The organism is Streptomyces sp. NPDC043427 (genome assembly GCF_056436655.1).
The window spans coordinates 44,740-58,037 of sequence record NZ_JBWKCC010000033.1 but is presented as its reverse complement, the minus strand read 5'-3'; the positions used below and the strand labels follow the sequence as shown (position 1 = coordinate 58,037).

11 protein-coding genes are annotated in these 13,298 nt (G+C 71.4%); 9 read left to right on the top strand and 2 right to left on the bottom strand.

What is annotated here, in order from left to right:
* Positions 1 to 80: 80 nt before the first annotated feature.
* The 7 genes from AC067M_RS37230 to AC067M_RS37200 all read left to right on the top strand — a co-directional run bounded on the left by AC067M_RS37230 (position 81) and on the right by AC067M_RS37200 (position 8,337).
* Positions 81 to 1,292 carry an ROK family transcriptional regulator gene (locus AC067M_RS37230; RefSeq protein ID WP_478701449.1) on the top strand — a complete coding sequence of 404 codons (1,212 nt, stop codon included), beginning with the start codon at positions 81 to 83 and terminating at the stop codon, positions 1,290 to 1,292.
* Between the two features lie 119 nt (positions 1,293 to 1,411).
* Positions 1,412 to 2,749: an ABC transporter substrate-binding protein gene (locus AC067M_RS37225; RefSeq protein WP_478701448.1), complete on the top strand. Its 1,338-nt coding sequence runs from the start codon at positions 1,412 to 1,414 to the stop codon at positions 2,747 to 2,749.
* Between the two features lie 2 nt (positions 2,750 to 2,751).
* Positions 2,752 to 3,720 (top strand): carbohydrate ABC transporter permease, encoded by a 969-nt coding sequence (locus AC067M_RS37220; protein ID WP_478701447.1) that lies wholly within the window; start codon positions 2,752 to 2,754, stop codon positions 3,718 to 3,720.
* A gap of 1 nt (position 3,721) precedes the next feature.
* Positions 3,722 to 4,618 (top strand): carbohydrate ABC transporter permease, encoded by an 897-nt coding sequence (locus tag AC067M_RS37215; RefSeq protein WP_478701446.1) that lies wholly within the window; start codon positions 3,722 to 3,724, stop codon positions 4,616 to 4,618.
* Positions 4,619 to 4,625: 7 nt separating this feature from the next.
* On the top strand, positions 4,626 to 5,891 hold the full coding sequence (locus AC067M_RS37210) for a 6-phospho-beta-glucosidase (RefSeq protein ID WP_478701445.1): 1,266 nt from the start codon (positions 4,626 to 4,628) through the stop codon (positions 5,889 to 5,891).
* Positions 5,882 to 6,847 (top strand): N-acetylglucosamine kinase, encoded by a 966-nt coding sequence (locus AC067M_RS37205; RefSeq protein WP_478701444.1) that lies wholly within the window; start codon positions 5,882 to 5,884, stop codon positions 6,845 to 6,847. Before AC067M_RS37210 ends, AC067M_RS37205 begins: the two co-directional genes overlap by 10 nt.
* Positions 6,848 to 6,924: 77 nt before the next feature.
* Positions 6,925 to 8,337, top strand: a complete 1,413-nt coding sequence (locus tag AC067M_RS37200) for a hypothetical protein (RefSeq protein ID WP_478701443.1) — start codon at positions 6,925 to 6,927, stop codon at positions 8,335 to 8,337.
* Positions 8,338 to 8,352: 15 nt separating this feature from the next.
* On the opposite strand, the gene AC067M_RS37195 is transcribed toward AC067M_RS37200, so the two are convergent.
* Together AC067M_RS37195 and AC067M_RS37190 are read right to left on the bottom strand one after the other, a co-directional pair.
* Complete coding sequence (locus AC067M_RS37195) at positions 8,353 to 10,662, bottom strand: ABC transporter permease (protein WP_478701442.1); 2,310 nt, start codon at positions 10,660 to 10,662, stop codon at positions 8,353 to 8,355.
* The gene (locus AC067M_RS37190) at positions 10,659 to 11,369 is read right to left on the bottom strand and encodes an ABC transporter ATP-binding protein (RefSeq protein ID WP_478701441.1); all 711 of its coding nucleotides are present in this window, start codon (positions 11,367 to 11,369) and stop codon (positions 10,659 to 10,661) included. The genes AC067M_RS37195 and AC067M_RS37190 overlap by 4 nt, the downstream gene beginning before the upstream one ends.
* Before the next feature lie 153 nt (positions 11,370 to 11,522).
* Between AC067M_RS37190 and AC067M_RS37185 the strand changes: the two genes are divergently transcribed.
* Both AC067M_RS37185 and AC067M_RS37180 read left to right on the top strand, forming a co-directional pair.
* Complete coding sequence (locus AC067M_RS37185; protein ID WP_478701440.1) at positions 11,523 to 12,350, top strand: sensor histidine kinase; 828 nt, start codon at positions 11,523 to 11,525, stop codon at positions 12,348 to 12,350.
* On the top strand, positions 12,347 to 13,204 hold the full coding sequence (locus tag AC067M_RS37180; RefSeq protein ID WP_478701439.1) for a response regulator: 858 nt from the start codon (positions 12,347 to 12,349) through the stop codon (positions 13,202 to 13,204). Before AC067M_RS37185 ends, AC067M_RS37180 begins: the two co-directional genes overlap by 4 nt.
* Positions 13,205 to 13,298: the final 94 nt, after the last annotated feature.

The following is a 13,298-nucleotide window of genomic DNA, read 5'->3' as shown; positions in this document are numbered from 1 at the left end:
GAGGCCTCCTCCAAACCACCGGATGGACTTCCCTCCCGGGTCACTGAAAAGCTGCACAGTTGAAAGGCAGGTGTCGACCCATGGCAGGAACCGCCGGTACGCCGGGCACCCCGCGCGTCCTGCGCGCCATGAACGACCGTGCCGCGCTCGACCTGCTGCTGACCCACGGCCAGCTGTCCCGCACCCGAATCGGCAAGCTCACCGGCCTGTCCAAGCCGACCGCGTCCCAGCTCCTGGCCCGCCTGGAGGCGGCGGGACTCGTCCTCGCCACGGGCACCAGCGAGGGCCGACCCGGCCCCAACGCCCAGCTCTACGAGGTGAATCCGGCCGCCGGATACGCCGCGGGCCTCGACGTCACCCCCGAACGCCTCCTCGCCGCCGTCGCCGACATCACCGGCCGCACGGTCGGCGAGTACGAACTGCTCACCCCCGGCAGGCGGCCCGTGCGGTCCGTCGTCCAGCAGGTCACCGACGCCCTCGACGGCGCCGTGAAGGCGGCCGGCCTGGCCAGGGACGACGTCCGACGGCTCGTCATCGGCACACCCGGCGCCTTCGACCCCAACACCGGCCGCCTGCGCTACGCCTCACACCTCCCCGGCTGGCACTCCCCCGCGCTGCTCGACGACCTCGCCGCCGCGCTGCCGATGCCGGTCGAGTACGAGAACGACGTCAACCTCGTGGCCGTGGCCGAGCAGCGGCTCGGCGCGGCCCGGGACCACGACGACTTCGTGCTGCTGTGGAACGAGGGAGGCCTCGGTGCCGCCCTCGTCCTCGGCGGCCGGCTGCACCGCGGCTGGACCGGCGGCGCGGGAGAGGTGGGTTTCCTACCGGTTCCGGGGGCGCCCCTGGTCCGCCAGGTGACCAAAGCCAACAGTGGCGGATACCAGGAACTCGCCGGCTCACAGGCCATCCCCCAGCTGGCCCGGGAGCTCGGCATCACCGGGATCCCCTCGGGACCGTACGCCGAGGTGGCCGCCGCTCTCGTCGAGCGGGCCGCCACGCAGGACACGGTCCTGAACCGGCTGCTGCTTCAGACGTACGCCACCCGGCTCGCCACCGGTCTCGCCTCGCTCGTCTCCGTCCTCGACCCCGAACTCGTCGTCCTCAGCGGTGCCTCGCTGACCTCGGGCGGCGAGGTGCTGCGCACCCTGGTCCAGGCCGAGCTGGAGGAGCTGGCGGCCTCCCGGCCCCGGCTCGTCGTCGGCGGCGTCCACGCCCATCCCGTGCTGCGCGGCGCACTGGAGAGCGCGCTGGCCGCCACCCGCGACGAGGTCTTCGACACCTCGCGCTGAACCACCCGCGCTCCAAAGCCCCACCCCCCTCCCCAGCCCCACCCCGCTCCCCCGTCGTCCCTCACCACACCGCCCTGCCCTGCCCTGCCCTGCCCTGCCCTGCCCTGGGAGACCCTGCCATGCCCGGAATGTCACGAAAGACGGCCCTCGCGCTCGCCGCCACCGCCTCGCTCACCCTGCTCGCCACCGCCTGTACCGGCCAGTCCGAGTCGGCCGCGAGCGACGACGCCTCCAAGGAGACGACCCTCAACTTCTGGCACGCCTGGAGCGCGCCCAACGAGGTGAAGGCCGTCAAGTCGCTCGTCGCCGGCTTCGAGAAGGCGCACCCCAACATCCACGTGAACATCGTCGGCAACATGACCGACGACAAGATCAACCAGGCGCTGCGCGCGGGCGGCGACAAGGCGCCCGACGTGATCTCCTCCTTCACCACGACCAACGTGGGCAGGTTCTGCTCGTCGGGTGCGCTGGTCGACCTCAACCCGTTCTTCCAGAAGGCCGGGATCGACCCGGCGGCCACCTTCCCGAAGGCGATGAACGAGTACACCCAGTTCGACGGCGACCGGTGCGCGGTGCCGCTGCTGGGCGACGCCTACGGGCTCTACTACAACAAGACGGCGTTCGCGAAGGCCGGCATCACGAGCCCGCCGAAGACCTGGTCGGAGTTCGAGGCCGACGCGAAGAAGCTGACGATCCCCCAGGGGAACACGTACAAGCAGCTCGGCTTCATGCCGGACTACCACGGCTGGGAGACCACGACCGAGCACTACCTCGGGCAGTTCTCCCCGACCTACTTCGACTCCAGCGGCACGTCGAACGTCGCGAAGGACCCCGCGTTCGCGAAGGCGTTCACCCTGCAGAAGAAGCTCGTCGACGAACTCGGCGGCTACAAGAAGCTGGAGACCTACCGCGCCACGCTGGGCGACGAGTGGGGCCCCAAGCACCCCTTCCACACCGGGCAGGTCGCCATGCAGCTCGACGGCGAGTGGCGCCTGGGCATGGCCCTGGACGCCAAGCCGAAGTTCGAGATCGGCGTCGCCCCGCTGCCCGTCCCCGACGACCAGGCGGCCCAGTACGGCAAGGGCTACATCACCGGCACCATCGCCGGCGTCGCCGCGACCAGCAAGAAGCAGAACGCGGCCTGGGAACTGGTGAAGTACATGACCACGGACACGGACGCCGTCGTGGGCTTCTCCAACTCCATCCACAACGTGCCCTCCACGCTGGAGGCCCTGAAGTCCCCGAAGCTGAAGTACGACCCGCGCTTCAAGACGTTCCTGGACATCGCCGCGAACCCGGACTCGACGTCCGCTCCCGCCTCGATCAACGGCGGCGTGTACCTCACCACGATCCAGCAGCTCGGCTACGACTACGAGAGCGGCAAGGTCAAGGACCTCAAGGCCGGCCTGGAGAAGACGGCCCAGCAGATCGACACCGACATCGCGCAGGCCAAGTAGCGATGAACACCGTCACCCCGGCGTCGAAGCGCCGCCGAGCAGGCCTCGCGGCGAAGCGCGGAAAAAGGGCACTGCGTACCATCGCCTTCCTCTCGCCCTGGCTGATCGGCTTCGCGGTCTTCTTCGCGTACCCGATGATCTCGACGGTCTACTTCTCGTTCATGCACTACGACGGCTTCAAGCCGCCGACCTGGAGCGGAACGAAGAACTGGACGTACGTCTTCGAGCACTACCCCTTCTTCTGGCCCGCCCTGCGCAACACTCTCTGGCTGGTCGTGATCATGGTGAGCCTGCGGGTCCTGTTCGGACTCGGGATCGGCCTGCTCATCACGAAGATCAAGACGGGTACGGGCGTCTTCCGCACCCTCTTCTACCTGCCCTACCTGGCCCCGCCGGTGGCCGCGACGATGGCCTTCGCCTTCCTCCTCAACCCCGGTACGGGACCGGTCAACTCGGTGCTGGAGAAGATCGGTATCCCGGCGCCGGGCTGGTTCAACGACCCGACCTGGTCCAAGCCGGCCCTCACCCTGCTGGCCCTGTGGGGCGTCGGCGACCTGATGGTGATCTTCATGGCGGCGCTGCTCGACGTACCGAAGGAGCAGTACGAGGCGGCGGAGCTGGACGGTGCGACGCCGTGGCAGCGGTTCCGGCACATCACGCTGCCGAACATCTCGCCGATCATCATGTTCGCCGTCGTCACCGGTGTCATCCAGGCGATGCAGTACTACACCCAGCCGCTGGTCGCCGGGAAGGTCGCCTCGGGTGTGATCCAGGGCGCGGGCACCCTGTTCGAGCCCGGCTACCCGGAGCACTCCACCCTCACCCTCCCCCAGCTCGTCTACAACCTCGGCTTCCAGCGCTTCGACTACGGCTCGGCGTGTGTCGTGGCCCTGGTCCTGTTCGCGCTGTCGATGGCGTTCACCGCGCTGTTGATGCGACGCCGGGGCGGTCTCATCCAGGCAGGTGACTGACATGACCCACGTACTGGACCGGCCGGTGGAGTCGCAGGCCCCGTCGTCCTCGCCGGCCGAGCGCACCGCCCGCCGCCGGGCGCTCCTGGAATGGATCGCGGTCCACTCCCTCGGTGTCGCCGCCGCCCTGTTCTTCACCCTCCCCTTCGTGTTCGTCTTCCTGACCTCGCTGATGAGCGACACGCAGTCGCTCAGCCGGGATCTGATCCCGCACACCTGGGAGTGGGCCAACTACCGCAAGGTCTTCGACACCCCGGGCTTCCTCACCTGGTGGAAGAACACCCTGATCTACGCCGGCCTGGGCACGGCCCTCAGCGTGGTCTCGTCCCTCCCGGTGGCGTACGCCCTCGCCAAGTTCCGCTTCCGGGGCCGCAATCTGGCGCTCATGCTGGTGATCTCGATGATGATGCTGCCGCCGCAGGTGGTCGTCATCCCGATGTACCTCTTCTGGGCGAAACAGCTGGACCTCTCGGGCACGCTGTGGCCGATGATCATCCCGATGGCGTTCGGTGACGCGTTCTCGATCTTCCTGCTGCGCCAGTTCCTGACGACCATCCCCAACGAGTACGTGGACGCGGCGAAGGTGGACGGCTGCGGTGACCTGCGCACCCTGCTGCGGGTCGTGATCCCGATGGCGAAGCCCGGCATCGCCGCCGTCGCCCTCTTCCAGTTCTTCTACGCCTGGAACGACTACTTCGGACCACAGATCTACGCCTCGGAGAACCCCGCCGCGTGGACCCTGAGTTACGGCCTGGAATCGTTCAAGGGCGCCCACCACACCGACTGGAACCTCACCATGGCCGCGACCGTACTGGTCATGGCACCCGTGATCCTCGTGTTCTTCTTCGCCCAGAAGGCGTTCGTCGAAGGTGTCACCCTCACCGGAGTAAAGGGTTGAGCGACATATGAAACTCACCGTGGTCGGCGGAGGCTCGACCTACACCCCCGAACTCGTCGACGGGTTCGCCCGTCTCCGGGACACCCTGCCGGTCGAGGAGCTGGTGCTCGTCGACCCGGCGGCGGAGCGTCTGGAGCTGGTGGGCGGGCTGGCCCGGCGCATCTTCGCCAAGCAGGGGCACCCGGGCCGGGTCGTGACGACCGGCGACCTGGACGCGGGCGTCGACGGCGCCGACGCGGTCCTGCTACAGCTGCGCGTCGGCGGCCAGGCGGCCCGCGAGCAGGACGAGACCTGGCCGCTGGAGTGCGGCTGCGTCGGCCAGGAGACGACCGGCGCGGGCGGCCTCGCCAAGGCGCTGCGCACGGTCCCGGTCGTCCTCGACATCGCCGAACGGGTCCGCCGTACCAACCCGCACGCCTGGATCATCGACTTCACCAACCCGGTCGGCATCGTCACCCGCGCCCTGCTCCAGGCCGGGCACAAGGCGGTCGGCCTGTGCAACGTGGCGATCGGCTTCCAGCGGAAGTTCGCAGCGCTGCTCGGCGTCACGCCCGCCGACGTGCACCTGGACCACGTGGGCCTCAACCACCTCACCTGGGAGACCGGCGTGCGCCTGGGCGGCCCCGAGGGCGAGGACGTGCTGCCCAAGCTGCTGGCCGGCCACGCGGACACGATCGCCGCCGACCTGCACCTGCCCCGCCCGCTGCTCGACCGGCTGGGGGTGGTCCCCTCGTACTACCTGCGCTACTACTACGCGCATGACGAGGTCGTACGAGAACTGCGCACGAAGCCGTCCCGTGCCGCGGAAGTGGCGGAGATGGAGCGGCAGTTGCTGAAGATGTACAGCGACCCGGCCCTCGACGAGAAGCCGGAGCTCCTCGCCAAGAGGGGCGGTGCCTACTACTCGGAGGCGGCGGTGGACCTGGCGGCCGCGCTGCTCGGCGGCGGGGGGAGCCCCTACCAGGTGGTGAACACCGTCAACAACGGCACCCTGCCGTTCCTCCCCGCGGACGCGGTGATCGAGGTGCAGGCCGCGGTGGGCCCGTCCGGTCCGACCCCGCTGCCGGTACCGGCGGTGGATCCGCTCCAGGCAGGGCTCATGGCGAACGTCACCGCGTACGAGGACCTGGCCCTCGGCGCGGCCCTGGAGGGCGGCCGGGACCGGGTGTTCCGGGCCCTGCTCGCGCACCCCCTCGTCGGGCAGTACGAGTACGCCGACGCCCTCACCGACCAGCTGATCGCACACAACCGGGAGCATCTCGCGTGGGCCTGACCGACGGCGTCCTCGCCATCGACGCCGGCAACAGCAAGACCGACGTCGCGGTCGTGGCGGCCGACGGAGACGTCCTGGCCACGGCCCGCGGCGGCGGCTTCCGGCCGCCCGCGGTGGGGACGGGAGCGGCGGTCGACGCCCTCGCGGAGACCGTCGCGCAGGCGTACGCCCTGGCCGGGGTCACCTCCGTCGCCCATGTCTCGGCCTGCCTGGCCAACGCCGACCTGCCCGTGGAGGAGGAGCAGTTGGCGGCCGCGCTGCACGCGCGCGCGTGGGGCACGACCGTCGAGGTCCGCAACGACACGTTCGCGATCCTGCGGGCGGGCGTGGCCGAACCCAAGGGCGTCGCCGTGGTCTGCGGCGCCGGCATCAACTGCGTCGGCATGCGCCCCGACGGCCGCACGGCCCGCTTCCCCGCCCTCGGCCGCCTCTCCGGCGACTGGGGCGGCGGCTGGGGGCTCGCCGAGGAGGCCGTGTGGCACGCGGCCCGCGCGGAGGACGGCCGCGGCGGCCCGACCGGGCTGACGCGCACGCTGCCGGCCCACTTCGGCCTGGACACCATGTACGCGCTCATCGAGGCGCTGCACCTGGAGCACATCGCCCCCGCGCGGCGGCACGAGTTGACGCCCGTCCTGTTCGCGACGGCGGCCGGGGGCGACCCGGTGGCCCGCGCGATCGTCGACCGCCTGGCCGAGGAAGTCGTCACCATGGCGGTCGTGGCGCTGTCGCGCCTGGACCTCCTGGGCGAAGAGACACCGGTCCTGCTGGGCGGTGGTGTCCTCATGGCACGGCACCCCCAGCTGGAGGACGGCATCACCGGCCTGCTGGCCACCCGCGCACCGAAGGCCGTACCGCGCGTGGTGACGACCCGCCCGGTCCTGGGTGCGGCGCTGCTGGGGCTGGATCGGGTGGGGGCGGGGGTGGAGGCGCAGGAGCGGGTGCGGGGGCACTTCTGAGGGCGCGGGTGGGCTGCTGCGGGTCCGGGCGGGCTGCTGCGAGGGGCGTTGTCAGTGGCGGTTGCGATGATCGTTCCATGAGCGCATCGACCTCCGAGAACTCCAACTCCGTGACGTGGCCCACCGATCTCGCCTCCGCCGTACGGCATGTGCGCACCCTGCACGACCTCGACTGGCAGTGGACCCGCGCGCACGTGGAATCCCTCGTGGACACCCACGCCGACTGGAAGATACGGCGCGAGTTCGCCGACCTGCTGGTCGTGGGCCTGGAGCCGAGCAGGGGCGTCGGTGGCTCGCTCGGCCCCGAACTGCACCTGGACATGCGGGAGCCGAAGGCGCCCGACTTCGTGCGGGCAAAGCTGCGCCTGCTGGAGTTCGCGCTGCCCACGCCCGCGGAGGAGCGCGAGCGGGCCCTCGGGCAGCTGGCGGCGGCGCTCGCCGGGATCGGCTCCCCGACGCCCGTCCCGGCCGCCGCCGACGGCCACGGCCTGCGCTGGCAGTCGAAGGAGCGGACGATGCTCCTGCACAGCAACGACCGCTGGGCGTGGATCGCCCTCCAGCCGGTGCTCCAGCCCTCGGAGGCCCGCCATACGGGTGCTGCCACGGCCGAGCTGATCGCGACGTCCGTCGCGGCGCTGTACGACGCCCCGGCGCCCGACGCGACGGAGCACCTGCGCCTGTACGCCTTCGAGGAGACACCGTCCCTGGACCGGCGCCGGGACGTCTTCGGCGAGGTCTACCACGCGGTGCGCGGTGTCATCGGCGAGCCGACGATCTACGGCGGCGGCCCCACCGGCCCCGACGTCCGCTGGCGTACGAGGGGCGAGGACGCCCGTCTGCTGCGCCTGCGCGCGGACGGGCGCTCGGTGTGGATCGAGACGAGTCCGGCGGCCGAGGTCGAGGACGAGGAGCTGGCGACCTTCGAACACGGCGGCCCGACGGGCGGCCCGGACGGCCCGAGCGACTTCCCCCTCCTCCCCTACAGCTGGCAGCTCGTCCTGTACGGCCCCGGCGACACCGCCACCTACCTCCCCGGCGGCCGTCTCGCGCTGAACCTCCCCCACCTCAGGGAGGCCCTGGAGACCCTCCTGAGGGCGTGGATCGAACAGCTTCCCGTCCAACGCCCCGGTGAGAAGGTGACGTTCAGCATCGCGAGCGCCCTCGTCAGCGGCGGCCTGTCCTTCACGTACGACACCGTCAAGGGCGTCCTCCTGCGCGTCGGCAGCCGTGCCGGCGACCCCGAGGAGGTGGCCGAGGCGATGAGGGCGGCGGGCTGGCGGCCGGCGGGCCGGCGCTGGAAGGCGGAGTACAAGCAGCCGACGGAGGAGACGGCCACCCAGGTGGCCGCCCTGATCACCACCGAACTCGCGGCCCGGGGCGTCACCTCCCCCCACCACGGCGTGACGGCCCGCCGCCCCGGCCTCGGCACCGGCACCCACGGCCCGCACGGCTTCTTCCGCGCCACGGGCCTGGGCCTGGAGTCGTCATGAACCGGTGCGGGGGCCCTACTCGTTGTGCAGGACCGTCGCGATGGTGAGCCGGGCCGCCGACCGGGCCGGGACCAGGGCGCCCAGGGCGGCGATCGCGACGCCGGCGAGAGCCAGCGCGGCCAACTGCGGGGCGTGCCAGACGTCCTTCATGGATTCCGGGAAGGAGATCACTCCGACGTTGTCCACGACCCATCGGTGGGCCGTGATACCGAGGGGGATGCCGAGCAGCCCGCCGACCGCGCCCACCCCGGCCACCGAGGTCACCGTCATCGCGACGACCTGGCGTGGCGTCATCCCGATCGACCTCAGCATGCCCAGGTCGCGGCGGCGTTCCCGGATGTTCAGCAGGACCGTGTTGAACACCCCGAGCGCCGCGACGACCGTCAGCAGCAGGGTGAACACCGACGCGAAGCCGACGACCGTGACGGTGGCGGAGTTGCCCGAACCTCTCGGCGTCGCATACAGGCCGGGGTCGGCCGCCTCGACCGCGTCGGCGTAGGCGCGTGCGTCGGTGCCGGGAGCGAGCCGGACCGTGTACTCGGTCGCCGGGGTTCTCGGGGCGAGACGGGTCAGTGTCGGCCAGTTGGACTCCACCGCCTGGGCGTTGCCCTCCATGAGTTCGCCGACGACGGTCATGCGGGTCTGTTCGCCGCCCAGCTGCAGCGTGATCGTGTCGCCCAGGGACAGCCCGTGCTGGCGCAGGAACGCGGGCCCGGCCGCCGCCTCGCCCGCGCGGGCCGGCCAGTGTCCCTCGACGATCCCGGAGGCGAGGTCCTGGGTGTCCCCCCGGTAGAAGTCGGCGTACACGCTCTGGGTGTGGTCGGCGAGCCGTGCCTTGGCGAACGCGCGGGCGGTGACCCGGTCGGCGCCGGGCAGCGAACGCAGTCGTTCCTCGGTCTGTTCGTCGGTCAGCTTCCGCACCCGCTGGTGGGCGGCGGGCGAACCCGCCCGTACGTCGACCCGCGCAGCCCCGTCGCCCTTGCCGACGTTGCCGTACGCGACCATGGTGCTGGTCAGTCCCGTCGTCAGGGTGACGGTGGTGACGCCGAGGACGATGGCCGCCAGGGTGAGCGCGGTACGGCCGGGACGGGTGAAGGGCTGGCCCAGGCCCAGACTCAGCGGGCGCGGCAGCCGGGTGCCGGCAAGCGCGCGCTGGACGCGCAGTCCGCGGCCGGGCCGCGGTGCGCTGCCCGCGGTGACGGCCTGGGCGGCGGACAGCCGGTGCGCGCGCACCGAGGGGATCAGCGCGGCGGCGACGACGAGGGCGGGCATGCCCAGCAGGCAGACGACGGACGGCCAAGGGCTGGTGCCGATGGCGGCGCCGCCGGTCTCGATGCCGGTGAAGGCCATCCGCAGGACGGGGCCGGCCAGCGCGGTGCCGAGGAGGGTGCCGAGGACACAGCCGATGACCGCGGGCACGCAGACCATGGTCAGGTAGACCGCCATGACCTGGTTCGGGGTGAACCCCAGGGACTTGAGGACACCGATGTGCCGGTGGCCGGAGACGACCGCTCCGCTGACGACGTTGCCGACGATCAGGACGGCGACCAGCAGGCCCAGGACACCGAAGAGCGTCATGAACGGCAGATAGGCGTCGACCTGTGCGGAGAAGGCCCGTTTGAGCGTCACGTAGGTCTGTGTGGTGGTCAGTGATCCGCTGGGCAGTTCCTCGATGGCTTCGGCGAGTTCGTCGCGGACCTGCCGGTCCGTCTCGGAGGAACCGGTGAAGCGGTACATCATCTGGGCGGCGGTGGGGTGCAGTGCGGCCATCTGTGCGGGTGAGACCCAGGCGCCGGCGGACCTGCTCATGCTGCTGGCGAAGCCGACGACGGTGAACTCCGGCGCTCCCCTGGGTTTCAGCTTCGTGCCGAGGAGGTCGGGGCCGGGGGTGCCACTGGCGGGCCAGTTCACGACGATCTCGCCGGAAGCGGTGGCCCAGCGGCCTTCCAGGAGACGGATGCGGTCCACGGGGGCGTCCGGTGCGGCCCGGCCGACGACGGTGACGGAACTCGCGGGCATCCACAGCCAGCCCGCGGGCATCTCGAGCACGGCCTGCCCGAAGGGGCCGGCGGCGGCCTCGACCCCGGGTCGCTTCGCGGTCCTGGCCAGTTGGGCGTCCGTGGTGCCGGTGAGGTCGAAGGTCGCCGTCGCGTGGGCGCCGCGTTCCGCGGCGAAGGCCCTGTCGAAGGGCGCGGACGCCGCGGTGAGCAACCCCAGCCCGAGCAGGACGGTCGTGGTGGAGCACAGGACGACGAGCCCGATGACGATCGTCTGGACCCTGCGCCGGCGTACCGCCGCGCGCGCGGTTCTCCACACGGCGCTCATGCGGTGGGCTCCAGCGTGCTCTCCCGGGTGATCCGGCCGTCGGCGAGCTCGACCAGACGGCTGGCGCAGCGGGTGGCCAGGTTCGGGTCATGGGTGACGATCAGCAGGGTCTGACCGATCTGGTTGAGGTCGATCAGCAGGTCCATCACCTGTTCTCCCGAGCGGCTGTCCAGCGCGCCGGTCGGCTCGTCCGCCAGCAGCAGGGCCGGACGGTTCATCAGGGCCCGGGCCACGGCCACCCGTTGGCGCTCCCCACCGCTCAGTGCGGCCGGGTAGGTGTCCTTGCGTTCGGCGATGCCCAGTTCGTCGAGGAGTTCGAGTGCCCGGCGGCGCGCGTGCCGGGCGGAGGTGCCGGTCAACTGTGCGGCGAGCGCGACGTTGTCCAGGGCCGGCAGGTCGTCGATGAGGTTGAAGAACTGGAAGATCATGCCGATGTGCCGTCGCCGGAACAGCGCCAGCCGGGTCTCGTTCAGAGTCCCCAGGTCCTGTCCCTGGACCAGCACCGTACCGGAGGTCGGCCGGTCCAGCCCCGCGATCATGTTGAGCAGCGTGGACTTGCCGCAACCGGAGGGCCCCATCATCGCGACCGCTTCCCCGCTGCGGATCTCCAGGGACACACCGTCCAGCGCCTTCACGTCGCCGTACTCCCTGCGCACACCGTCCAGGCGTACGACGACGTCCCCCGCCCTGTCCCGATCAGTAGTCATGGCACGAAACTAGAAGGGGCGGGAGGGAAGTGGCGTCCCTCAGAGGATGTAAGCGGAGCGGGTCGTCGTCCTGGGGATGTAGGGAGCCGGTCCCGGAGAATGATGTGGTGCGGGCCCGGGGCTGGGAGCCTTGGGCGGGTGGGGAGTTGGGGAATGGTGTGGCTCGTCGGCGCGTGGGCGCTGTCCTGCGGGACGATCGTCTTGCTGAGCGTCGCACTGGTGCGGGCCCGGCGGCGGCACCGGGCGGCCGTCGAGGAGCGGGGGTGGCTGTTGGAGCGGGAGCGGGAGGGCGCGGCGAAGGCCGCGGTCGGCGCCGAGCGGGCCCGGATCGCGGCCGACCTCCACGACATCGTCAGCCACAACGTGAGCCTCATGGTGGTCCAGGCCGGGGCCGCCCGCGAGGTGCTGCGGACCATGCCCGACGAGGCGGCGGCCGCGATGGGCGCCGTCGAGACCGCCGGGCGCAGTGCCATGACCGAGCTGCGGCACCTGCTCGGGCTGCTCGCACCCGCGCAGGACGGCGACGACGAGTCCTACGACGCCGACCTGTCGCCCCAGCCGAGCCTGAGCGGGCTCAGCCCGCTGATCGACCGGATCTCCTTCGCCGGCCTGCCGGTGGAGGTGCGGATCTCCGGGGAGCCGCGCCCGCTGCCCACGGGGATCGACGTCACCGCCTACCGCGTCGTCCAGGAGGCCCTGACCAATGCTCTCAAACACGGCGACGGCACGAAGGCGCAGGTGACGGTGCGGTACGCGGAGAACTCCCTGCGCGTCGAGGTCCTGAACAGCGGGCCGAGCGTGCTCTCGGGCGAGCCCCCCGCATCCGGGCGGCGCCCGGGCGAGCGGGTCGCGGACGGAACCGGACGCGGACTGCTCGGCCTGCGCGAGCGGGTCGCCGTCTACGGCGGCGACCTGGACGCCCGGCGCCGCCTGGGCGGCGGCTACCGCGTCCGTGCCCGCATACCCCTGGACCGCCCATGACGACGCCCGCACAGCCCCCGGGGCCCGACCGACCCGCACGGCCCGCGGAGTCGGCGCACCCCACGCACCCCACACACCCCACAGAGCCTGCACACCCCGCGTACCCCGCACAGCACGCGCACCCCGCGCACCCCGCCCCCCGGGTGGTGATCGCCGACGACCAGGAACTGGTTCGCACCGGCTTCCGGCTCATCCTGACCAGCCGTGGCATCGACGTGGTCGGCGAGGCCGGCGACGGGTTCGAGGCCGTGGAAGCGGTGTGCGCGACGCAGCCCGACGTGGTGCTCATGGACATCCGCATGCCGCAGATGGACGGTCTGGAGGCCGCCCGCCGAGTCCTCGCGCAGGTGCCGGACACCCGGGTGATCATGCTGACCACCTTCGACCTCGACGCATACGTCTACGCGGCCCTCACCGCCGGCGCCAGCGGCTTCCTGCTCAAGGACGTCACACCCGCCCACCTGGCCGCCGCCGTACGCCTGGTCGACACCGGGGACGCGCTGCTCGCGCCCTCCATCACCCGCCGTCTCGTGGAACGCTTCGCCTCCGGAGCGTCCGTGGTCTCCCGCGCTTCCGACGCCAACGCCCCCGGCCCTTCCCGGCACCCGCGGCCCCCCGCGATCCATCGCGACCTCGCCCTGCTCACGCCTCGCGAGGTCGAGGTGCTGACACTCATGGGCAGGGGGCTGTCCAACAGCGAACTCGCGCACGCGTTGACGCTCAGCGAGTCCACGGTCAAGACCCACGTGGCCCGCATCTTCGCCAAACTCAGCTTGCGCGACCGGGCCCAGGCCGTCGTCCTCGCCTACGAAACGGGCCTGGTCGAACCAGGTGACCCCGTTCGCGATCACTGAGCCACCGCAGGGAACCGAACTGATTCCCCCGGCGTGTTCATGGGCAAGGGGTGGTACAAGACCGGCCCCCGTGCCGCGAGCGCTCCACTGCGAT